28 protein-coding genes are annotated in these 22,200 nt (G+C 46.1%); 25 read left to right on the top strand and 3 right to left on the bottom strand.

Annotation, left to right across the window (positions count from 1 at the left end):
• The first annotated feature begins 19 nt into the window (after positions 1–19).
• The 21 genes from C3Y98_RS11425 (at position 20) to xerD (ending at position 16,232) form a co-directional block, all read left to right on the top strand.
• Positions 20–937, top strand: a complete 918-nt coding sequence (locus C3Y98_RS11425) for a DMT family transporter (RefSeq protein WP_135278724.1) — start codon at positions 20–22, stop codon at positions 935–937.
• A gap of 146 nt (positions 938–1,083) precedes the next feature.
• Complete coding sequence (locus C3Y98_RS11420) at positions 1,084–1,809, top strand: YebC/PmpR family DNA-binding transcriptional regulator (protein ID WP_135278723.1); 726 nt, start codon at positions 1,084–1,086, stop codon at positions 1,807–1,809.
• 32 nt (positions 1,810–1,841) lie between these two features.
• Positions 1,842–2,408 carry a crossover junction endodeoxyribonuclease RuvC gene (gene ruvC / locus C3Y98_RS11415; RefSeq protein ID WP_135278722.1) on the top strand — a complete coding sequence of 189 codons (567 nt, stop codon included), beginning with the start codon at positions 1,842–1,844 and terminating at the stop codon, positions 2,406–2,408.
• Positions 2,409–2,625: 217 nt separating this feature from the next.
• Positions 2,626–3,204, top strand: coding sequence for a Holliday junction branch migration protein RuvA (ruvA, locus tag C3Y98_RS11410; RefSeq protein ID WP_135278721.1), 579 nt, complete (start codon positions 2,626–2,628; stop codon positions 3,202–3,204).
• 65 nt (positions 3,205–3,269) lie between these two features.
• Complete coding sequence (locus tag C3Y98_RS11405) at positions 3,270–4,325, top strand: AI-2E family transporter (protein ID WP_135278720.1); 1,056 nt, start codon at positions 3,270–3,272, stop codon at positions 4,323–4,325.
• Positions 4,322–5,362, top strand: coding sequence for a Holliday junction branch migration DNA helicase RuvB (gene ruvB / locus C3Y98_RS11400; protein WP_135278719.1), 1,041 nt, complete (start codon positions 4,322–4,324; stop codon positions 5,360–5,362). Before C3Y98_RS11405 ends, ruvB begins: the two co-directional genes overlap by 4 nt.
• Positions 5,362–5,766: a tol-pal system-associated acyl-CoA thioesterase gene (ybgC, locus tag C3Y98_RS11395; protein WP_135278718.1), complete on the top strand. Its 405-nt coding sequence runs from the start codon at positions 5,362–5,364 to the stop codon at positions 5,764–5,766. The genes ruvB and ybgC overlap by 1 nt, the downstream gene beginning before the upstream one ends.
• A 132-nt stretch (positions 5,767–5,898) precedes the next feature.
• Positions 5,899–6,573, top strand: coding sequence for a protein TolQ (gene tolQ / locus C3Y98_RS11390; RefSeq protein WP_135278717.1), 675 nt, complete (start codon positions 5,899–5,901; stop codon positions 6,571–6,573).
• Positions 6,574–6,626: 53 nt separating this feature from the next.
• On the top strand, positions 6,627–7,022 hold the full coding sequence (locus tag C3Y98_RS11385; RefSeq protein ID WP_135278716.1) for an ExbD/TolR family protein: 396 nt from the start codon (positions 6,627–6,629) through the stop codon (positions 7,020–7,022).
• A gap of 27 nt (positions 7,023–7,049) precedes the next feature.
• Positions 7,050–7,874, top strand: a complete 825-nt coding sequence (gene tolA / locus C3Y98_RS11380) for a cell envelope integrity protein TolA (protein ID WP_135278715.1) — start codon at positions 7,050–7,052, stop codon at positions 7,872–7,874.
• Between the two features lie 104 nt (positions 7,875–7,978).
• Positions 7,979–9,280, top strand: coding sequence for a Tol-Pal system beta propeller repeat protein TolB (gene tolB / locus C3Y98_RS11375; RefSeq protein ID WP_135278822.1), 1,302 nt, complete (start codon positions 7,979–7,981; stop codon positions 9,278–9,280).
• A 43-nt stretch (positions 9,281–9,323) separates the two neighbouring features.
• Complete coding sequence (gene pal, locus C3Y98_RS11370) at positions 9,324–9,899, top strand: peptidoglycan-associated lipoprotein Pal (protein ID WP_135278714.1); 576 nt, start codon at positions 9,324–9,326, stop codon at positions 9,897–9,899.
• 24 nt (positions 9,900–9,923) lie between these two features.
• Positions 9,924–10,724, top strand: a complete 801-nt coding sequence (locus C3Y98_RS11365) for a YbgF trimerization domain-containing protein (protein ID WP_135278713.1) — start codon at positions 9,924–9,926, stop codon at positions 10,722–10,724.
• Positions 10,725–10,847: 123 nt separating this feature from the next.
• Positions 10,848–11,486, top strand: a complete 639-nt coding sequence (queE, locus tag C3Y98_RS11360; RefSeq protein WP_135278712.1) for a 7-carboxy-7-deazaguanine synthase QueE — start codon at positions 10,848–10,850, stop codon at positions 11,484–11,486.
• The gene (queC, locus tag C3Y98_RS11355; protein WP_135278711.1) at positions 11,483–12,163 is read left to right on the top strand and encodes a 7-cyano-7-deazaguanine synthase QueC; all 681 of its coding nucleotides are present in this window, start codon (positions 11,483–11,485) and stop codon (positions 12,161–12,163) included. The genes queE and queC overlap by 4 nt, the downstream gene beginning before the upstream one ends.
• A 135-nt stretch (positions 12,164–12,298) precedes the next feature.
• Positions 12,299–12,745, top strand: a complete 447-nt coding sequence (gene rpsP / locus C3Y98_RS11350; protein WP_135278710.1) for a 30S ribosomal protein S16 — start codon at positions 12,299–12,301, stop codon at positions 12,743–12,745.
• A 36-nt stretch (positions 12,746–12,781) separates the two neighbouring features.
• Complete coding sequence (gene rimM, locus C3Y98_RS11345) at positions 12,782–13,336, top strand: ribosome maturation factor RimM (protein WP_135278709.1); 555 nt, start codon at positions 12,782–12,784, stop codon at positions 13,334–13,336.
• 33 nt (positions 13,337–13,369) lie between these two features.
• A complete protein-coding gene (gene trmD, locus C3Y98_RS11340; protein WP_135278708.1) occupies positions 13,370–14,107 on the top strand; it encodes a tRNA (guanosine(37)-N1)-methyltransferase TrmD in 738 nt (245 codons plus the stop codon).
• A gap of 65 nt (positions 14,108–14,172) precedes the next feature.
• Positions 14,173–14,568 carry a 50S ribosomal protein L19 gene (gene rplS, locus C3Y98_RS11335; RefSeq protein ID WP_135278707.1) on the top strand — a complete coding sequence of 132 codons (396 nt, stop codon included), beginning with the start codon at positions 14,173–14,175 and terminating at the stop codon, positions 14,566–14,568.
• A gap of 226 nt (positions 14,569–14,794) precedes the next feature.
• Positions 14,795–15,331, top strand: coding sequence for a methylated-DNA--[protein]-cysteine S-methyltransferase (locus tag C3Y98_RS11330; RefSeq protein ID WP_135278706.1), 537 nt, complete (start codon positions 14,795–14,797; stop codon positions 15,329–15,331).
• A complete protein-coding gene (gene xerD / locus C3Y98_RS11325) occupies positions 15,324–16,232 on the top strand; it encodes a site-specific tyrosine recombinase XerD (RefSeq protein ID WP_135278821.1) in 909 nt (302 codons plus the stop codon). Before C3Y98_RS11330 ends, xerD begins: the two co-directional genes overlap by 8 nt.
• Before the next feature lie 295 nt (positions 16,233–16,527).
• On the opposite strand, the gene C3Y98_RS11320 is transcribed toward xerD, so the two are convergent.
• Positions 16,528–17,181 (bottom strand): hypothetical protein, encoded by a 654-nt coding sequence (locus C3Y98_RS11320; RefSeq protein ID WP_135278705.1) that lies wholly within the window; start codon positions 17,179–17,181, stop codon positions 16,528–16,530.
• Positions 17,182–17,208: 27 nt separating this feature from the next.
• Positions 17,209–17,562 carry a dihydroneopterin aldolase gene (folB, locus tag C3Y98_RS11315; protein WP_135278704.1) on the bottom strand — a complete coding sequence of 118 codons (354 nt, stop codon included), beginning with the start codon at positions 17,560–17,562 and terminating at the stop codon, positions 17,209–17,211.
• Positions 17,563–17,706: 144 nt separating this feature from the next.
• On the opposite strand from folB, the gene plsY reads away from it, so the two are divergent.
• Positions 17,707–18,348 carry a glycerol-3-phosphate 1-O-acyltransferase PlsY gene (gene plsY / locus C3Y98_RS11310; RefSeq protein ID WP_135278703.1) on the top strand — a complete coding sequence of 214 codons (642 nt, stop codon included), beginning with the start codon at positions 17,707–17,709 and terminating at the stop codon, positions 18,346–18,348.
• Between the two features lie 38 nt (positions 18,349–18,386).
• On the opposite strand, the gene tsaD is transcribed toward plsY, so the two are convergent.
• Positions 18,387–19,409, bottom strand: coding sequence for a tRNA (adenosine(37)-N6)-threonylcarbamoyltransferase complex transferase subunit TsaD (gene tsaD / locus C3Y98_RS11305; protein ID WP_135278702.1), 1,023 nt, complete (start codon positions 19,407–19,409; stop codon positions 18,387–18,389).
• A gap of 172 nt (positions 19,410–19,581) precedes the next feature.
• Here tsaD and rpsU point away from each other — a divergent pair, with 172 nt between their 5' ends.
• From rpsU to dnaG, 3 genes are all read left to right on the top strand, one after another.
• The gene (rpsU, locus tag C3Y98_RS11300; protein WP_015833002.1) at positions 19,582–19,794 is read left to right on the top strand and encodes a 30S ribosomal protein S21; all 213 of its coding nucleotides are present in this window, start codon (positions 19,582–19,584) and stop codon (positions 19,792–19,794) included.
• Positions 19,795–19,818: 24 nt separating this feature from the next.
• A complete protein-coding gene (locus C3Y98_RS11295) occupies positions 19,819–20,262 on the top strand; it encodes a GatB/YqeY domain-containing protein (RefSeq protein ID WP_135278701.1) in 444 nt (147 codons plus the stop codon).
• Between the two features lie 121 nt (positions 20,263–20,383).
• Positions 20,384–22,123 carry a DNA primase gene (gene dnaG / locus C3Y98_RS11290; protein WP_135278700.1) on the top strand — a complete coding sequence of 580 codons (1,740 nt, stop codon included), beginning with the start codon at positions 20,384–20,386 and terminating at the stop codon, positions 22,121–22,123.
• Positions 22,124–22,200: the final 77 nt, after the last annotated feature.

Genomic DNA, 22,200 nt, shown 5'->3' with positions numbered 1-22,200 from the left:
ATTAAGGCATAGAAAACAGATGGAAAATAGTACAAAAAAAATCATTAGCGCATTTGTTGCGCTAATCGTACTCACCATTATTTGGGGCTACAACTGGGTGGTGATGAAAAGCGCGCTGCAATATGCAGGCCCGTTTCAGTTTGCTGCCTTGCGTGTGTTCTTTGGTGCGGTCGTGCTTTTTGTTGTCATCTATGCCACCAAGCGCCCGTTGGGCCTTAAAGAGTTCCCTACCATGTTGGTATTGGGTTTACTGCAAACGGTAGGTTTTACTGGCTTATTGATTTGGGCGTTGGTGGAGGGTGGCGCAGGTAAAACGGCGGTGCTCACTTACACTATGCCGTTTTGGGTGATGCTGTTTGCTTGGCCGATGCTGGGCGAAAAAGTGCAAGGTTGGCAGTGGTTGGCTGTAATCTCTGCCGTGTTTGGCATGTTGCTGATTTTTGATCCGTTACATATCAAAGCCGATGGTTTCAGTATGTTTCTGGCTATTATTTCAGGGGTGTCTTGGGCGCTGTCTGCCATTATTTCTAAAAAGCTACATCAGCGCAGCCCGCATCTGGATTTATTAAACCTGACAGCTTGGCCGATGTTGCTAGGCTCTGTGCCTATGCTGGCGATTGCCTTTGTCGTACCGGCACAGCCGATTCAATGGACTGGTTATTTTATCGGATCCGTATTGTTCAATGTGTTTCTGAGCGGTGCGCTGGCTTGGTTGTTATGGCTGTATGCTTTGCAGATTTTGCCTGCGGGTGTAGCCAGTATGGCATCTATGCTGGCACCTGTGATTGGCGTGCTGGCGGCATGGATACAGTTAAATGAAGTGCCTAATCGTATGGAGTTGATTGGCATGGTATTGATCGCGTTATCCTTAGTGATTATCTCTTTCGTCAGCATTAAAAAGCACGCCCCTGTTGACCCGGCAATCGGACAAGAGTAAACGTGAGTGAGTAGTATCTAAGCATTTAGTGCTTAGATACTATTGACCTAAGACATTTCCCTAAGCCCCCTCATTTAAAAGCCTGTAATTTGGGTAAACGCATGTGATAAAATTCGCCTTATTTAGTTGGAAATTAGGATCTAAACATGGCAGGTCATAGTAAATGGGCAAATATTCAACACCGCAAAGGTCGCCAAGACGCAAAGCGCGGTAAGATTTTTACTAAAATCATCAAAGAAATCACAGTGTCAGCTCGTTTGGGTGGCGGTGATCCTAATATGAACCCACGTTTACGTGCGGCCGTTGCTTTGGCAAAAGAAGAAAACATGCCGTCGGATAACATTACACGTGCGATTAAAAAAGGTACGGGTGAGTTAGAAGGCGTCAGCTACGAAGAAATCCGCTACGAAGGCTATGGCATCAACGGTGCGGCTATCATTATTGATTGCTTAACCGACAATAAGCAGCGTGCGGTGATGGATGTACGTCATGCATTGAGCAAGCACGGTGGCAATCTGGGTACCGATGGATCTGTGGCTTTTATGTTTAAACACTGTGGTAGCTTGGTGTATGAGCCAGGTACCTCAGAAGATAAAGTAATGGAAGTCGCACTGGAAGCTGGCGCAGAGGATGTGCTGACTAACGATGATGGCAGTATTGAGGTGATTACACCGCCAGCTGATTTTGTGGCGGTTAAAGAAGCGCTGGAAGCAGCAGGCCTCAAGGCTGTGATGGGTGAGGTCACCATGAAGCCTGATGCTGAGGTGATCTTTACCGGTGACGATGCCGTAAAAATGCAAAAAATTCTGGACGCGTTGGAAGACTTAGATGACGTGCAGGATGTTTATACATCTGCCGTGATTGAAGAATAAGTCTGCATGACTAAACCCACTAAGGGCATGCTGTGAGTGTTACACGAATTCTCGGCATTGACCCGGGTCTGCGGTTAACAGGCTTTGGCGTGATTGAAAAAGTAGGTGAGAAAATCACCTACGTTGCCAGTGGTACTATCAAAACCGCCAGTGGCAAAAAAAGCAAGGTCGAGGGTGACCCTGAACGTGAAGAGTTGCCTGCTCGCCTCAAAATCATCTTAGATGGCTTGTTTGAGGTGATCGATACTTACCAGCCTAATCAGGTAGCGATTGAAAAAGTATTTGTGAACGTTAACCCGCAGTCGACTTTGCTGCTTGGGCAGGCGCGTGGTGCTGCCATCAGTGCTGCCGTTATCCGCAATTTGAGTGTTGCCGAATATACTGCGCTGCAGGTGAAGCAGGCGGTTGTTGGTAATGGGCATGCGCAAAAAGAGCAGGTGCAGGAAATGGTGAAGCGATTGCTCAAGCTACCTGCTGCGCCCAAGCCAGACTCTGCAGATGCGCTGGCCTGTGCCATTTGCCATGCGCATGGTGGTCAAGGGTTGGGGTTGATGGCAACTGCCGGTTTCCGTGTGCGAGGCGGGCGCCTGGTTGGCTGATTACTCGTTTGGATAATCACTTGGTTGGGCTGTCGCCCTCGCGACTATCTGGTTCATTTTTCTCGTTTCATTTCTCCCTATTTACGCTGTGTAGTCAGTAGATATTGGCTGTGTGCGGGCTTGGTTTTAAGATGCTGACTAGTATGCTTAAATCTACGCTTGCTGGGATACGTAGCCATGCGTTATTGTTCGTTATTATTTTGTAATGGAATGCCAGATGATTGGTCGATTAAGCGGTACCTTATTAGAAAAAACGCCTCCATTGGTGTTGATTGATTGTAATGGGGTGGGTTACGAGTGCGAAGTGCCAATGAGCACATTTTATAACCTGCCTGCTATCGGCGATAAGGTCGTCATGCTCACCCACTTTGTGGTGCGCGAGGATGCGCAACTGTTATATGGCTTTGGTACCAGTCAAGAGCGTGCCACATTTCGACAATTGCTAAAAGTTAATGGCATTGGCGCTAAATCAGCGTTATCTATTTTAAGCGGATTGTCCATTGATGATTTGGTGCAAGCGGTGGCCTTGCAAGAGCCCAGCATGCTAACGCGCGTGCCTGGTGTCGGTAAAAAAACAGCAGAACGTTTATTGTTAGAGTTAAAAGATAAGTTCACGATTGATGGTGTAGCTGCCATGAACGAGCACCAGCCTAAATCTGCCACCAGCGATGTGCTGAATGCCTTGTTGGCGCTTGGCTACAACGAGCGCGAGGCGGTTGCTGCTGTGAAATTGCTAGATAAAGAAATCAGTGTGACAGACGGCATTAAGCAAGCATTAAAATTACTTTCAAAGTAGGATGCAGTATGATGTAGTGGCGTGTGGCTTTAATAGGTAGGCCACCCACAATTTGAGGGCTCTGCATGATTAACACTAACCAAATCGCCCGTATCACCACGATATCGCTACTGATAGTAGGCTGTGTTTTTGTGTTGTATCCATTTATGGCCGCAATGCTGTTTGCTGCCATCATTTGTGTGTTTACTTGGCCGCTATACCAGCGCATATGGGAGCTGCTCGGTAAACGCGATATGCTCGCTGCCGTCACCATGACGCTGCTCTTGCTGTTTGCAATGATTCTGCCCATGGCCTATTTGGCAATGAATCTTGCAGACTCTGCTACGTTGTTGCTAGATGAGGCACAGGCTGTGTTGCAAAGTGTGCAGCCAGTTGCGCCATCATGGCTAAAGAACCTACCAATTGTTGGCACTCCCTTAGCTGAATCTTGGCAGCGTGTCGTTGTGAGCCATGAAGAATTAATGCATCTGCTTAACCAGTATGCAGATCCGATTCGTGAGTTTTTGTTGAAGGTCGTGCAGGTCGTCATGGGTGGGTTTGTGCAGTTAGTGCTCGTGGTATTCGTTGCATTTTTCTTTTATCGCGATGGCACAAAGCTGGCAGCCGCGATAACGGCCATAGTACAGCGCTTGGGTGGCGAACTGGGGCAGGAAATGCTGGTCTTGTCATGTAATACGGTGAAGGGTGTGATGCTGGGCGTGTTTGGTACTGCGCTGGCACAAGCCAGTGTCGGACTGTTTGGCTTTTGGCTGGCGGGTGCGCCTGCGCCGTTATTATTAGCGCTGGCTACATTTTTCTTATCGGTGATTCCAGTCGGTCCGCCATTGGTATGGGGCGGAGCCTCATTGTGGCTGTTTAATCATGGCGATCAAGGGTGGGCAATCTTCCTGTTGGTTTACGGGTTGCTAGTGATTAGCATGGTAGATAATGTTGTTAAACCCATTTTGATTAGTCACTCATCACATTTGCCCTTGTTACTGGTTGTGCTGGGCGTATTAGGTGGCATTCTGATGTTTGGTTTTATCGGTATTTTTTTAGGGCCAACCCTGTTAGCGGTTGGATTTACACTGGTTTCACATTGGGTAGTTTTGCAAAATAAGAGAGCAGATGAAGTTGTATGATAGAAACTGATCGTTTAATCGCTCCGGATGTCGTGAGCCCGCAGGAGGATGCGCTAGAACGTGCACTCCGCCCCAAAGTGCTGGATGAGTATATTGGTCAAGAAAAAGCCCGGGCACAACTAGAGATATTTATCAATGCTGCGCGTGGTCGTGGTGAGGCGCTGGATCATGTGTTGCTGTTTGGTCCGCCTGGCTTGGGTAAAACCACGTTGGCGCATATTATTGCTAAAGAAATGGGCGTCAATATGCGCCAAACCTCGGGGCCTGTGTTGGAGCGAGCGGGTGACTTGGCTGCGTTGCTGACTAATTTAGAGCCAAATGATGTGTTGTTTATTGATGAAATACACAGACTGTCCCCAGTGGTGGAAGAAATTCTATATCCCGCGATGGAGGATTACCGCCTGGATATCATGATTGGTGAAGGGCCGGCTGCCCGTAGTGTACGTCTGGATTTGCCACCATTTACCTTGGTGGGCGCCACTACACGTGCTGGCATGCTGACCAATCCGCTACGAGATCGCTTCGGCATTGTTTCCCGGCTAGAGTTTTATACCTCAGATGAACTGGGTCGTATTGTGCAGCGCTCGGCTGGTTTGTTAGATGTGGAAATGGTCGATACTGGCGCTCTGGAGATTGCCAAGCGCTCCCGCGGCACCCCGCGTATTGCTAACCGCTTATTGCGCCGTGTGCGTGACTATGCCCAAGTTAAAGCAGATGGCAAAGTCAGTGCCAATATTGCCGATGCTGCATTGAAAATGCTTGATGTGGATAAGCTTGGTTTTGATGTGATGGATAGAAAGCTGCTGCTCGCGGTGTTGGAGAAGTTCGGCGGTGGGCCTGTGGGTTTAGATAACTTAGCTGCTGCGATCGGCGAAGAGCGCGATACGATTGAAGATGTGCTCGAGCCGTATTTAATTCAACAAGGCTTCTTGATGCGCACACCACGCGGCAGGGTTGCCACCAGCCAGTCATACCAGCACTTTGGTTTGCCAGTACCGGGCGCGATTGCCAGTGGCGAGTCGTGGCAGGAGCCGTGATGCCTCTAGCTAAATTTACTTGGCCAGTGCGGGTGTATTATGAAGACACCGATGCTGGTGGCGTGGTTTACCATTCTAATTATTTGAACTTTATGGAGCGTGCGCGTACTGAGTGGTTGCGCGCTTTAGGTTTTGAGCAGACCGAACTGAAAGACAGCCATGGGGTGATTATCGTGGTACATAGTCTGTCTATTAGCTTTAAGAAACCTGCATATTTTAATGATGTGCTTGAAATCCATTGTGATATCGTTAAAATTGGACACGGTAGTATCGAATTGGCGCAAACGATTACGCGTAATGGCGAGTTGTTGATTAACGCGCATGTGAAAGCGGCTTTTGTGAATGCCGCAACCTTCAAGCCTCTAGGGATTCCAGCACAAATTAAACAAGCGATGCTTAATTAACGTTGTTAACGGCGTGCAGTTTGGCGTGGTTAATAGATTAAAATCATGGCAACAGCCTCTCAGCAATGCCTATAAGCACATTGCTTAACAGCTATTAGATCAAAAGAGCGGTAGATAAAAAGTGGAGAAGTTATGAACGCTAGTAGTGATATGTCTTTTTTCAGCCTAGTGGCAGGTGCAAGTTTACCAGTGCAGTTGGTGATGCTTATTTTGATTATCACCTCTTTATTTTCTTGGTGGTATATTTTTATCAAAGTAGCCACCGTCAAACGCGCAGAGCGGGATGCTGAAGATTTTGAAGATACGTTCTGGAGCGGTGGCGATCTTAATAAACTGTACGATAGCATCACCTCTCATCGCCGTAAACCGCAAGGCATGGCAAGTATTTTTGAAGCAGGTTTTAAAGAGTACGCGCGCCACAAGCAGCAGACACGTATGGATGTATCCGATGTAATGGAAGGCGCACGCCGTGCGATGCGTGCCGCTTACAACCGTGAGATGGATGAGCTTGATGCACACTTACCTTTCCTTGCGTCAGTAGGTTCTGTCAGCCCGTATATTGGCTTGTTTGGTACTGTGTGGGGCATTATGAATGCGTTTAGAGGCTTATCCAGTGTTGGGCAGGCAACTCTCACCCAAGTGGCGCCCGGTATTGCTGAGGCATTAGTAGCCACAGCGATCGGCCTGTTCGCAGCGATTCCAGCTGTGATTGCTTATAATCGTTTTGCCAGTTCTGTGGATAGACTCTCCGTGCGCTACGAAAGCTTTATGGAAGAGTTTACGAATATTTTGCAGCGCAAGTCTTAAATGGCGGCGCGTTTGATGGTTACTTTTAAACTAATTTCAACAGGAGTTGCGTGATGAGCAGAACACGTAAACGCCGGATGATGAATCAAATCAACGTCGTGCCGTACATCGATGTGACCTTGGTGTTGTTGGTTATTTTTATGGTTACCGCACCCATGACCAATCCTGGTATTGTTGAATTGCCGGGAGCCGGGCAAGCGCTCAGTCAGCCTAAATTGCCACCAGTGGTAGTGACTGTGAAAAAAAATGGCAGTATAGAGCTAGATAGTAAAGCCATGCAGCGTGATGAGTTGTTGGTGGCAGTACAGGCTACGCTTACAAAATCTCCGGAACGTTCTGTGGTGATTGCTGCGGATAAAAACGTTAAATACGAAGATGTGATTGGTATTATGGATCTGCTTAAAACTAACCATGTCAATAAAGTTGGTTTGCTGCTAAAACCGGCTTAAGGTGTGCGGTTAGCTCTTAATTACACTATGTTACGTCAGCGCGAAAATCCAGACTCATTCAAAGCCGGTGTGCTCTCTATCACTGTGCATGCCATATTACTGGGTGCTTTGTTGGTCTCATTTAACTGGAAAACGACTCACCCTGTCAGTATTGCCGAGGTTGAGTTATGGGATAGTCTGCCCGCCGTTAACGTGCCCAAGCCTGAAGTGACACCGCCAGTGCCTGTGGTCAAAGAACCCCCTAAGCCAGAAGCGAAGCTGGAGCCAAAACCTGAGCCAGTGGTTGAGCCCAAGCTAGAACCTAAGCCAGAGCCGGAAATTGCGATTAAACATGAGGCGCCTAAAAAGCCGATTAAGAAAGAACCAATTAAAGAGCCGCCAAAAGAGCCAGTGAAGCCGGTCAAAAAAACTGATCAGCTAGCGGAGCTACAAAAGCAGCTATTGCAAGAGCCGGTGGAAAAGCCTAAGAAGCCGCCAGTCAATGATGCTCTGAAAAAGCTACAACAAGAAAGCCTGAGTGATTCTGGTACATCAGCCGAGCCTAAAGTCAGCGCGGCCAAAGCCGGTGTAGTGGATGAGTTTAAGGCCAAGATACAAACTAAAATCCGCAATAACGTGAATAAATCCCTATGCGGTGATGGCAACCCAGAAGTGAAGTTTGAAATCGCTCTCTTGCCTACTGGTGAGTTGGGTGCAGCGCCTAAGCTTACCAAGTCTAGCGGTATTGCTGGTTGCGATGATGCTGTCGAGCGCGCGATCCGTGCCTCCGAGCCTTTGCCGCTACCTGAAGATAAAACTTTATTTCCACAGTTCAGGACATTAAAGCTGACGTTCCACCCCAGCAAAGACTAAGTGCTGTATGGCTGAAATGTAAGCAAGTGTAAATGCGCTGGCATCTATTGCAGATTGCAGTAAAATTTCATGAACTTTTTAAGACCTTACTGACCATACGCTATATGAAAAAAATGCCTAGTTTATTTCAGACTGTGTTGTTTGTTTGCACAGTCGCCGTATCTGCAATGATGACTTCAGTAAGCCATGCCGCCTTGGAAATTGAAATCAGTGGTGGTAATGCGCAGCAGTTGCCTATCGCCATTGTGCCGTTTAATCAGGATGCAGTTAAGAACCAAGAAAATATCGCTAATATCATCAGTGCTGACTTGCGCCGTAGCGGCATGTTTCGTGTGTTAGAAACTGCTGGTGTCGCGAGCAAGCCTAGTGCGATGTCACAAGTGAAGTATAGTGATTGGGCTAGCTTGCAGGCGCAGGCCATTGCCGTAGGTAAAATTGAGGCATTGCCTGGTAACCGCCTTAAGGTAAGTTTCCAGTTGGGTGATGTACTCAAGCAAACCCAGTTGGCCGATATGGACTACAACATCACGCCTAGTCAATTGCGGATGACAGCGCATAAGATTGCGGACGTGATTTACCAGAAGCTAACTGGTGAGTCGGCGATATTTGCTAGCCGTATTGCTTACATTAATAAATCTAAAGGACGCTATGCGCTGCAAGTGGCTGATGCTGACGGGGTTAACCCACAAACGGTAGTGTCATCTAATGAGCCGATTATTTCTCCGGCATGGTCACCAGATGGCACTAAAATCGCTTACGTTTCATTTGAGAAGAAAAAGCCTATTATCTTTGTGCAGTCTTTGATGACTGGGCAACGCATTACCTTAGCCAGCTTCAAAGGCAATAATAGTGCACCTGCATGGTCGCCAGATGGTAGTAAACTTGCTATCGTATTAACGCATGCTGCAAATTCACAGCTTTATTTAATTAACGCTGATGGCAGTGGCTTGAGGCAACTGACCAAAAGCAATGCGATTGATACTGAGCCAGTGTGGTCACCGGATGCTAAATGGGTTTATTTCAGCTCTGATCGAGGCGGCAGTCCGCAAATTTACAAAGTGTCATCTATCGGTGGTGACGCACAGCGCGTTACGTTTGATGGCCCTTACAATTTAAGCCCGCGTTTTTCACCGGATGGTAAGTCATTGGCGATGATTCGTAATGACGGTGGAAGATATCGCGTCGCATTACAAAATTTAGCAACTGGGCAAGTGCAGATTCTAAGCGAAGGTAATCAGGATGAGTCACCTAGCTTTGCGCCTAATGGCCGTGTGCTGCTTTATGCGACCAGAACTGCGGGTCGTGGTGCACTTGCTGCCGTGTCTGCAGATGGTCGCGTGAAGCAGCGTCTGAGCGAGTCTGGCGGAGATATCCGTGAGCCAGCTTGGGGCCCGTTACTGAATTAGTAGTATGTAATAGATAGATTTGTTTTTACTAAAGGAGAGTGTAATGAATAAGGGAATGTTTAATAAAAAAGTATTGGGTGCATTAGTGTTAGCAGCATTATTGTCAGCTTGTAAAAGCACACCAATGACAGATAAACCAGCTGGCGTACAAGATAAAAGTCCAGCAGGTGCATCAACACAATCATCTGCTAACGGTTCAGCAGACACTTCTGGCGTTAAAGAAGTAGTGATTGATAGCAATGCTAACAATGGTAACAACCCATTGAAAGATCCAAACAATATCTTGTCAAAAAGAAACATCTACTTTGACTTTGATAGCGACGCAGTAAAAGCGGAGTTCCGTCCACTAGTGGAAGCGCACGCTAAATACTTGCTAGCTAACAGCAACGCTAAAGTAGTATTGCAAGGTAATACGGATGAGCGCGGTACACGTGAGTACAACGTTTCATTGGGTCAACGCCGTGCAGTAGCAGTTAAAAAATCATTGAACTTGTTAGGCGTGCAAGATAAGCAAATCGAAACAGTAAGCTTGGGTGAAGAAAAAGCAACAGCAAATTGTGCAGATGAAGCTTGCAACCAACAAAACCGTCGCGTAGATGTAGTTTACGAAAACGATTAATTTTTTAGGTATTACGTTTAAAAAATGATGAAAAACCTGATTCTGTCTAGCGTGTTTTTAGCAACGCAATTATTTTCTATTAGCGGCCATTCGGCATTGTTCGATGACGATGAGGCACGAAAGAAAATACTGGAAGTTGAGAAGAACTTGCAAACTCAGAATCAGGCTACGCAATCTGCGATCCGTGATTTAAAGCAATCAAATGAGCAGCGAGATGCTGTCACAAGAAATGGTTTGGCTGATATGCAATCGCAACTAGATGCATTGAAGCAAGAGAATGCAAGATTGAAAGGCGAGCTGGAAGTCGCTAATCATAAAGCTGAAACCGCACTTCAACGCCAAAAAGATTTATATACCGATATCGATGAGCGCTTACGTAAGTTAGAGGCAGCTCCAGTTGCTGAAGCTGTGGCACCTGTGCCAGCGGTGGCTGAGAAAAATACACAAGAATACCAGCTGTTGGAATTAGCCAATGGCCTATCAAAAGAGTCTAAGCATAAAGAGGCTTTTAAAGAGTATGACAAGTTTTTAAAAGACTATCCTAACAGTGCGCAGGCAGCTGATGCGATGTACGGTTTAGGTTACTCGCAATTTGCGTTAAAGAACTATAAGTCGTCCGTCGCTACACAGCAAAAGCTGATTGATACTTATGCGGATAGTCCTAAGGTGCCTGATGCGATGTTTAATATGGCCAATAGTCAGATTCAACTAGGTTTAGTGCCGGGTGCTAAAAAAACATTGCGTGATTTAATCGCCAAATTCCCAAATAGTGAGCTGACGCCAACTGCGCAGAAGCGCCTAAAAGCACTAGAGGCGATTAGATAAGCAATTCAGAAAGTTGTTTATTTGCCTATATTTAGGTAAATAAAGCTTTTAAGTTAAAATAGCGCCCATTCATTATTGGCGCTATTTTTTTGCGTGATTCATTGTTGATGTGCAAAGTATTAGATGAAACTTAAAATCCATGAAATTTTTTATTCGCTGCAAGGCGAGTCCTCACGTGTAGGGCTGCCTACGGTATTTGTGCGTCTGACTGGCTGTCCAATGCGCTGCGTATATTGCGATACTGCCTATGCATTTAGCGGTGGCAGTAATATGGAAATTGATGACATCCTCGCTAAAGTTGCGGAGTTCGGCACACCATATGTCACTGTGACTGGCGGCGAGCCACTTGCACAAAAGGATTGCCATGTGTTGCTCAAAGCTTTGTGTGATCAGGGTTATAGCGTTTCGTTGGAGACGGGTGGCGCCATTGACATTAGCCCAGTAGATGCCCGTGTATCGGTCATTTTAGATATCAAAACACCAGACTCTGGCGAGCTAAAGAACAATGTATGGGGTAACTTAGCCCATCTTAAAAAAGCTGATGAAGTAAAGTTTGTGCTGTGTAGCCGTGCAGATTATGAATGGGCAAGGGATTTGCTGGTGAAAGAACATCTCACAGCAAAGTGCTCGGTACTGTTTTCACCGGTCTACAGTCAGCTGGCGCCTGCAGATTTGGCGGATTGGGTGCTGGCAGATAAGTTGCCGGTGCGCATGCAATTGCAGTTACACAAGATTTTATGGGGCGAGGTGCCTGGAAAATGACGAAGAACGCAGTTGTACTCCTCTCTGGCGGGCTGGATTCCGCCACTGTACTTGCCTATGCACGTAGTCAGGGTTTTGAGTGTTATTGCCTGAGTTTGGATTACCACCAGCGACATATTGCAGAGTTGCACGCCGCTAAAAATGTAGCGAAGGTGATGGGCGCAGCTGCACATAAAACGGCACAGCTAGATTTGTCGCTATTTGGCGGCTCTGCGCTCACTGACGATGCCATCGCCGTGCCGGAAAGTGCAACCGAAGGCATTCCCATTACCTATGTACCAGCACGCAATACGATCATGTTGTCGCTAGCGTTAGCCTGGGCTGAAGTATTACAGGCTCAGGATATTTTTATTGGCGTGAATGCTTTAGATTATTCTGGCTATCCTGATTGCCGCGGTGAGTATGTGAAGGCGTTTCAGGCGATGGCCAACCTCGCCACTAAAAGTGCAGTGGAGGGAAAAACTATTACGATTCATGCGCCATTGATTGATATGACCAAGGCGCAAATCGTAACGCTAGGCACTGAATTGGGTGTCGATTATGCCATGACGGTTTCATGCTATCAGGCTGATAGTGAAGGTGAGGCTTGTGGTTTGTGTGACTCGTGCCGCTTGCGGCGCGATGGCTTTTTAGCCGCAGGGTTAGCGGACCCTACTCGTTATAAAATGCATTTGTAAACTTGGTAGGCAGGCGATTTTTATATAAATCGATTGGTAGATAAGAAATATCGATAAATAGCTTGCCAAGTGGTGCATAAATAACGTAAAATCCGCGCCTTTCTGCTTTAAATTTTTCAAAAGAGAACAAAGATTATGGTTATTATTCGTTTAGCTCGTGGTGGCGCGAAAAAAACTCCTTTCTACAACGTGGTTGTAGCTGATTCACGCAATCGTCGTGATGGCCGCTTTATTGAGCGTGTTGGTTTTTATAATCCATCAGCTAGCGCAAATGCTGAAGGTTTACGTATTGATTTAGCTCGTGTTACTCACTGGCAAAATAACGGCGCACAATTGTCAGAGACAGTTGCACGTTTGGTTAAATTCCACGCTAAAGGCCCAGAAGCTGCTATCGCTGCTAAAGCAAAAGATGCTGCTAAAGTTGAAGCTGCTAAAGCTAAAGCTGCTGCTGAAGAAGCTGCAAAATTAAAAGCAGCTGCTGACGCTGCTAAGGCAGAAGCTGACGCTCAAGCCGCAGAGGCTGCTGCTGCAGCTAAAGCTGCCGAAGCTGCGGCTGCTGAAACACCAGCTGCTGACGCTTAATTTAAAAAGCTTAGGTAATTTACCTAAGCAATTAAAATGGCTGTGAATAACATGGTGGTAATGGGGCGCATTGTTGCGCCCTACGGCGTTTATGGTTGGCTCAAAGTAGTGCCGGACACAGAAGCGATTGATGGTCTGTTTGATTATGACACTTGGTGGCTAGGTAAAGGTGACGACTGGCGCGAAATGGTGGTAGAAACCGCTAAAATTCATAACGATGTGATTGTTGTGAAGTTAGAAGGGATTGATGACCGTGACGCTGCGTTTGCTTGCAAAGGTAAACAAATTGCTGTGCCTAGAGCGCAGTTGCCAGAGCCTGACGAGAATGAATATTACTGGTCAGACTTAGTCGGTTTGCGTGTTACCAACAGTCAGGGTGTTGATTTTGGCTTAATTACTGAAGTGTTTGAAACCGGTGCAAATGATGTGCTAGTGGTTAAACCGGATAATGTAGTTAAGACTGATGTAGCGCCGGCAGATGCAGGGAAAGGTAAGCCGCAAGAGCGCCTGTTGCCGTTTGTTGCAGACGTTGTATTGGCGGTTGATTTGGACGCTAAAACCATGTTAGTTGATTGGGACGAAGACTTTTAGTCTTGGTTAAAATCAACCCATACAAATTGAATCATGGCGTTTAAATTTGACATAGTGACCCTGTTTCCTGAGATGTTTGATGCCATCACTAAGCATGGCATTACCAGCAGGGCGATGCAGCAGGGTATTTATGAGGTTGGCTTCTGGAATCCGCGTGATTTCACTAGTGACAATCATAAGACTGTGGATGATAGGCCATATGGTGGTGGTCCTGGCATGGTGATGCTGGTGCAGCCTCTTGAGCAAGCGATTGGCGCAGCTAAGGCCGCGCAAACCGTAGAGCAAGCCGATAGCTGGGTGGTGCATTTATCTCCTGCAGGTAAACCGCTGACCCATCAAAAGGTCATGGAGTTAAGCAAGAAGCAAGGCTTGGTATTGCTTGCCAGTCGATACGAAGGTGTCGATCAGCGTCTGATTGATGCTGAGGTGGATGAAGAAATATCAATTGGTGATTATGTGTTAAGTGGCGGCGAGCTGCCTGCGATGGCGTTGATGGATGCGATTATCCGCCAGCTGCCAGGTGCATTGGGTGATAGTGATTCTGCGATTGAAGACTCATTTGTAGATGGTTTGTTAGATTGCCCGCACTACACAAGACCAGAAGAATATAACGGTGTGAAAGTACCAGCGGTGTTGATGTCTGGTAATCATGCCAAGATTAAGCAGTGGCGTTTGAAAATGTCATTGCACAGAACCCGGGATCAACGTCCCGATTTATTGGCCGCAAGGCCGTTGACGAAAGAGGAAACACGGCTGCTACAAGAAGATTAGTAGCAGGAACAAGTTTCTTCACAATTAAAAGGAACTCCGACGGGCAACCTGAAGAGATAAAGAAGATGGCAGATATTATTAAAATGTTAGAGCAGGAAGAAATTGCCCGCCTAAACAAAACAATCCCTGACTTTGCACCAGGCGACACAGTAGTAGTTGGCGTAAACGTAGTTGAAGGTACACGTAAACGTGTGCAGTCATACGAAGGCGTTGTTATTGCTAAGCGTAACCGTGGTTTGAACTCATCATTCATCGTGCGTAAAATCTCTTCAGGTGAAGGTGTTGAGCGTACATTCCAAACTTACTCACCATTGATCGCTTCAATCGAATTGAAGCGTCGCGGTGATGTACGTCGTGCGAAACTGTACTACCTACGTGAGCGTTCAGGTAAATCAGCACGTATTAAAGAAAAATTAGTAGCACGTGACAGAGACGTTTTAGCGCCAGTAGAAAAAGCGTAAAACCTAGTTCTGGTGTTGTAAGACACAGCAAACCCCAATTGATGAAAATCATTGGGGTTTTTTGTTATGTGCGTGCGTCAGGTGTCAATTATTGTTAGCTGAGGTATGCACTATCAATATAAGCATTTTGCGGTGGGCAGATTTTTTCTTGCCTGACATTAAGTTGGTGTGGTTGCGCAGGGTTAGCTTGCTTTAGTTTAACTTTGCTTTGGTTTACTATGGCAAGATGAATATTAAGCTCCAAACCGTATGTAATGATACCTTTATTAAAGCGCCTTTTGGTCGGGTACGTATTGCTATACATGATCATCAGCTAATGATTGAACTGTTAGCGCTGCCAGCCGATGTTAAGGTGTTGCCATCGCATGCTGAGGTAACGCTAGAGGCTGCGTCCACTCATCCGCTACTTATCCTCGTCTCTCAGCAGGTTCTGCAATATTTACAGCACGCCAGTTCGACTTTTGACTTAGCGACACAGCAAGACGGCACTGCTTTTCAAAAAAAGGTGTGGCAGGCAATTGCTGCTATTCCATGTGGGCAAACTCGCACTTATAGTGAGTTAGCGCAGCAAATTGGCTCTGGCCCACGTGCGGTCGCCAATGCTTGTGGAGCCAATCGTTTGCCATTGTTGATACCATGCCATCGCGTGGTGGCTAAAAGCGGCTTGGGCGGCTTTATGCAAGGTACACACAATGGGCTGCTTATTAAGCAATGGTTGTTGCAGCATGAGTCATCCATGTCTGGCGGAGGTAGGCATGAGTGAGCGTACGGTTGCACCAGAAGATGCGGCAAGTATTGATGCGTTTATCGATGCCATATGGCTAGAAGATGGTTTATCTAAAAATACATTAGAGAGTTATCGGTTAGATTTAACCGCCTTTGCTATCTGGGCATCGTCACAAAGTCGGCAGTTGCTCAGTGTTGACAAAGCGGATGTTCAGCAATATTTGGCGGTTAAGTTTCCGCTCAGCAAGCCGCGTAGTATCGGTCGCCTAATCGCTACGCTTAGGCGATTTTATCGTTATAGCTTGCGTGAGAACCAAATCGCGATAGATCCCACCCTCCAGATTGAGTCCCCAAAGCTACCGCGTAGTTTGCCTAAGAGCCTAAATGAGGAAGAGGTGGAGGCGCTACTTAATGCGCCGAATGTTGATGATGCACTAGGCTTGCGCGATAAAGCGATGCTTGAGTTGTTGTATGCCAGTGGGTTGCGTGTTTCAGAGTTGGTTTCGATTAAAATAAGCGAAATTAGCATGAGCGACAGCGTAGTTCGTGTGACAGGTAAAGGTAGTAAAACGCGTTTGGTGCCGATGGGTGAAAATGCGGTAGAGTGGATTTCTCGCTATTTAAAAGCAGCGCGACCGCATATTTTGCAAAATCGTTTGTGTGATGCGGTGTTTGTAACAAACCGTGGCGATGCCATGACGCGTCAAACGTTTTGGTACATGATTAAGCGTTATGCCTTGCTGGCTGGCATCACTAAACATATGTCACCGCACGTGTTGCGTCATGCGTTTGCTACGCATTTGCTCAATCATGGAGCGGATTTAAGGGTGGTGCAGATGTTGCTTGGGCATTCTGACATTTCAACGACGCAAATTTATACCTATGTGGCACGGGAGCGATTGAAGCGGTTGCATAGTGTGCATCATCCGCGGGGCTGACGTTTTCTCCCTTTCCGATGGATGCTCCCTCTCCATTTAAGGGAGAGGGTTGGGGTGAGGGTAAAGAGGTGGGGTTTGAGATATGTCGGGGGTAGCCCGACAGCTAGTTACTTTCTTTTAACTGCCTGAAAAAAAAGTAACCAAAGAAAACGGCACCCCACACCACGGGCTACGCCTTCCCTGCGCTACTCAACATAAAGGGCAGCAATCGGAAACTCGCTACGCTCAAACAGCCGATTACTGAAAACTCCCTTTATGTCTGTGTTGCTCGACGTGGCACAAGGGGATGAGTCGGTTACGTAATGTCGAACCTATGAATTTTGCAGAATTTTGATATATTTCCAATTTTTAACTTTTTTTCAGGGTATTTATCCCTGATTTTATTAACTCGATTACCACCGAAATCAATAGCTTGTTTTGTATTGCTCATATGCCAAGCATTATTAATTGCAAAAGCAAATCTGTATTCACTTTGATTTCGATAGCAATCAAGTTTCGATAGAGCAATTTTTTCTGGCAGTGCCCAATCAATAATTGGAGGATTATTGATTGAATAGTAGTTAATCTCACCAAAAATAAGTTGTTTGTCTTTAATGCTTGGCCGTATCGATAAAGCTCCTCGAATGCCTGATATAAATTTCGCAATGTTGGTTATCTCAACACATACATTGCTTTTGAAATTAGTCGCCAATTCATTGCTGAGTTTATTGCTGGTACAAAATATGAAAATATCATCGGTACTTATATGTGATTTAAAAGTAGCTTCTGGTAACAAAATTTTTTCACCTGTCTCAGACTTAGTAATCTCTAAACCAGTTGTGGGCTTATACAGCCTCGCACCTTCAAACATATCTCCTCGGTCTGTATCTTCATAATCTTGAAAGTACGATAAGGAGCGAAATAGCAACTCACCATTTTTTAAAAAGCCATTTAAATATTTCTCAGGCATGTATTTAAATAAACTTGTCAATTTAAATTAACTCAATTTTCTTTCAATCACCACCCCCAAAGCCTTCAACCCTGGCAATATCGTAGGCTTAGCTACTTTAATCTTCACGTTCAATGCGTTAAATTCTTTCAATATCAATTGGCATAGGTGTTCTGCAAGTTTTTCTACTAGTTGGAAACTATTTTCTTGCAGGGTTTCACGTACACGGCTAACCACTGCGCCGTAGTCGATGGTGTCGTTGACATGGTCGCTTTGGCAGGCCTTGCTGAGGTCGTAGCCGATTTCTATATCCAGGATAATGGTTTGCTGTGTCATGCGCTCCCATTCGGGCACGCCGAGCTTGGTTTGTACTTTAACTTCACTTAAAAAAATGGTGTCCATAATGCCTTATTTGTATGTCGTCGTTCCCGCCAAGGCGGTAATCCAGTAATATCTTGAATATTAAACCACAATTTATTGTGGTGTTGCGCTAATAAAAAATGGATTCCCGGTTACATCGGGATGACAATTGGAGAGAGTGTTTAAATGAATGAGTTAGGTTTTATTCCTGTTACTTTGGTGCCTGCTGTGTGGATAGTTGCGGCTTACCTGCTGGGATCTATTGCTTTTGGTATTTTGGTGAGTAAGTTGTTTGGCTTGCCTGACCCACGCACAGTGGGGAGTGGCAATATCGGTGCCACCAACGTTGCGCGTAGTGGTAAAAAGTCAGCCGCCATTCTCACTTTGCTAGGCGATGTGTTTAAAGGCTGGTTTCCTGTCTGGCTGGCTTTGCAGTCTGGTATGACTATGTGGGTAGTAAGCGCTGTAGGCTTGGCGGTATTCTTTGGTCACTTATACCCAATTTACTATGGTTTTAAAGGTGGTAAAGGGGTGGCGACTGCACTAGGCGTGATGCTGGCGATTGATCCTATACTCGCTTTGGCGGCGGTACTAACTTGGATTGTGGTGTTTGCGGTGTCGCGTTACTCGTCGCTTGCGGCACTAGTGGCTGCCGCGTTGGCGCCAGTGTATGCATGGTACTTGCTGGCTAATGCAGATAATGCGCTTGGCGTATCAGATTATGTGCAGATGGTATTGGTGATGTCCGTATTCCTAATATGGCGCCATAGAAGCAATATCAAAAAACTATTGGCTGGTACGGAGTCAGGCTTCGGTAAAAAGAAATAAGCGTGCTTTCATCATGCCTTGCTTGCAAGGCATGATGGTTAAGGTGCTTGTAGCTCGCTTAAGTTCCAGCGTGGTTTCACGCTAAAGCTGTAATTTTTATCCGTATTGCTTTGCATATCTTTCAGGCGCATTGCGCCTGCAAATGCGATCATGGCACCGTTGTCTGTGCAAAATTCTAAACGTGGATAACTGACTTTACATAGCTTGCGTTTGGTAGCGGCGTTGAGTTTCTCGCGCAGTTTTGCATTTGCGCCAACGCCGCCAGACACAATGAGATTATCTAACCCGGTCTCACGTAGTGCACTCATGCACTTGATGGTGAGTACCTCCGTCACGGCTTCCTGAAACTCATAAGCAATATCGGCTTTGGTTTCATCATCCAGTGGTTGATGTTGGTTTACTAATGTTAATACCGAGGTTTTAAGTCCGCTGAAACTGAAGTTCAAGTCACCGCTATTGAGTAATGGACGGGGTAATTTAAAACGCGGTTTACCTGTTTTTGCTAAGTTGGATAGTGCAGGGCCGCCAGGGTAGCCTAGCCCTAATAATTTGGCAGTTTTATCAAATGCCTCGCCAGCAGCATCATCCAAAGTGTCACCAAGTAATTCGTACTGGCCGATGCCATCAACACGCATGAGCTGGCTATGGCCGCCAGAAACTAATAAAGCAACAAATGGAAACGCTGGTGGGTTGTCTTCTAGCAATGGTGCTAATAAATGACCTTCAAGGTGATGGACATTAATAGTGGGAATTTGCAGGCTAAATGCTAATGACTCGGCAAAGCTGGTGCCTACAAGTAGTGCACCAGAAAGACCAGGGCCTTGCGTATAGGCAATCGCATCGATGTCTTGTAATGTTTTATTGGCATCTTTTAAAGCAAGTTCGGTAAGTGGTAATACGCGGCGAATATGGTCGCGCGATGCAAGTTCCGGCACTACACCACCATACTCTGCATGCATTTCCACTTGTGAGTGTAAGGCATGTGATAATAAGCCGTGGTCTGTGTCATATAAGGCGATGCCGGTTTCGTCACACGATGATTCAACGCCTAAAACTAACATTTATTTTGTTCCATTTTTGTCATAAAGTGCATTTTTATAACACAAAGCTATAAAAGTAATTGAATAAAAGTAATTATACGATTAAAATGGTGGACTTTTCTCAAGTTTATGAGCCTTTGTTTGGCGAGCTTGAGCATCACCTAATTAAATTGTTGCAGATAAGAGAGAATAAATGTCTAGTGTACGCGTAAAAGAAAATGAGCCGTTTGACGTTGCTCTACGTCGCTTTAAGCGCCTAATTGAAAAAACTGGTTTGTTGAATGATCTTCGCGCTCGCGAATTTTACGAGAAGCCAACATGGGAGCGTAAGCGTAAAGCTGCTGCTGCTGTTAAGCGTCAATATCGTCGCTTGATGAAGCAAACATTACCAGCAAAATTGTACTAATAGTCTCTAAGTAGAGTTATTAGCATGTCGTTAAAAGCTCAGATATCTGAGGACATGAAAACCGCGATGCGCGCTAAAGATAGCGTGCGTTTGGGTGCAATACGTTTATTACAAGCGGCTATTAAGCAGCGTGAAGTGGATGAGCGTATTGAATTAGATGATAGCAATGTGATTGCTGTGATCGAAAAAATGCTCAAACAGCGTCGCGATTCTATTGCTGCGTATGAGTCAGCAAATCGTCATGATTTAGCTGATGTAGAAAAGTTTGAAGTTACTGTGTTGCAAACGTATTTGCCGCAGCAGCTGACTGAAGATGAGATTAAAGCCATCTTGGAAAAAGTTGTGGTTGATACAGGCGCTTCTGGTATTAAAGACATGGGCAAGGTAATGGCAGAGATTAAGCCGTTAGTCGCTGGCCGTGCTGATATGGGTAAAATATCCGGATTGATTAAAACTCGTCTAGGTTAACCTGTAGCGATAAATGCAAGTAGACATTATAAGGAGCGATATGCTCCTTTTTTGTTTTGAAATTCGCTAGAATTGCTAGCAAATTCTATTCACGTAGTTATTTTTAGCTAAAGCAGACACTTTGATACCTGAGAGCTTTATTCAAGAGTTGCTAAATCGCGTTGATATTGTCGATGTGATTGATAAAAGCGTACCGCTCAAAAAAGCCGGTGCCAATTATTCTGCCTGCTGCCCGTTTCATAATGAAAAATCCCCTAGTTTTACCGTAAGTCCTACCAAGCAGTTCTATCATTGCTTTGGCTGCGGCGCGCATGGCACTTCCATTGGTTTTATTATGGAGTATCAAGGGGTTAGCTTTGTTGATGCGATACATGATCTAGCTAAAATGGTCGGTATGACGGTGCCGCAAGAGGTGCGCGATAACGACAAGCCTGCGCCTAAGGTGGTGGTGGGTTTGCAGGAGGCGCTACAGCAGGCGGCTAATTTTTATAAAGCTGAGCTAAAAAAATCCCCGCGTGCCATTGAGTATTTGAAGGCGCGTGGCTTGAGTGGTCAAGTGGCTGCCAAGTTTCAGGTAGGCTACGCCCCTGCGGGCTGGCAAAATTTACAGAGCGTTTTCCCGCATTATGAGAATGAGGCGCTGAATGTTGCCGGCTTGGTGGTGGAGAATGATCAGGGCAAGCGCTATGACCGCTTTCGTGATCGCATCATGTTTCCGATTCATGATCAAAAAGGGCAGGTGATTGGCTTTGGTGGTCGGGTGATTAACCCGGAAGACACCCCTAAATATTACAACTCGCCAGAAACGCCGTTGTTTCAAAAGGGTCATGAATTGTATGGCTTGTTTTTGGCGCGCAGGGCAATCCGCGATGCAGGCCGTGCTCTAGTGGTTGAGGGTTATATGGATGTGGTGGCACTGGCGCAATACGGCATTGAATATGCAGTAGCAGCGCTTGGTACCGCGACAACGCCTTACCATATTACGAAATTAATGCGCCAAGCAGATGAAATTGTATTTTGCTTTGATGGGGATAATGCCGGCCGCACCGCAGCGTGGCGTGCAGCAATGAATGCCTTGCCAGCATTGACGGATGGCTTGAAGCTTTCATTTCTGTTTTTACCTAAAGAGCATGACCCAGACTCATATGTGCGTGAATTTGGTAAAGAAAAATTTGAAGCTGAAATTAATTCGGCCATGCCGTTGTCTCAGTACATACTGCAGCACTTGAGTGAAGATAATCCTCTGCAAAGTCAGGAAGATCGCGTGCGATTTTTGAACGAGGCCGAGCCTATCATGCAGCAAATCAATGCGCCACGTAGTGCGATGTATTTGCGCAAAAAAGTGGCTGAGCTGGCGCAGCTGTCGCAAGATGAAATGCAGGCGTTGTTAAAATTGCCTAACCTGAATAAGGCGCCGGTAAAGGCTAAGCCAAAATTGACGCGCACCACGATGTCATTGCAAAAGCGCTTTGGCTTGATGCTGCTGATGCATCCAGCGCTGGCGCAACAGGATGATCTAGCTTTGTTGGATGAGCGGGATGATGTAGATGCTTTGTTGCGGCAGGTGATTGAAATCTGCCTGCTACATCCCCATTCTAAACCTGCGGTGCTGTTGCGTGAGTTGGAGAGAAGGGTTGATGTTGGTGTCCTGCAAGAGTTGCAGCGTGAACTAACGTTGCTGGATGATACGCTGGATCAGGCGCAAGAGGTTGCAGGTGCTCGTCAGCAGTTGCAAGCAGTACATACGCAGCGACAAGGTGCCTCGCTGTTAGCGCGAATTAGCGAAAAACCTTTAAGCGCTTTAACGGCGGATGAAATCGCATTATTGAAATCTGTAGGCAATAAACCCCAGCCAAAATAAGGCTATATTCTGTTATAATGCACGGTTACGGTAATCTTATTCACCATATGTGATGTAGGCATCATGGCTGAGCTAAA

It is taken from the genome of Methylotenera oryzisoli, assembly GCF_004661485.1.
Classification (GTDB): domain Bacteria; phylum Pseudomonadota; class Gammaproteobacteria; order Burkholderiales; family Methylophilaceae; genus Methylotenera; species Methylotenera oryzisoli.
The sequence above is the reverse complement of the archived record's forward strand: the minus strand, read 5'-3'. Positions and strand labels throughout refer to the sequence as shown.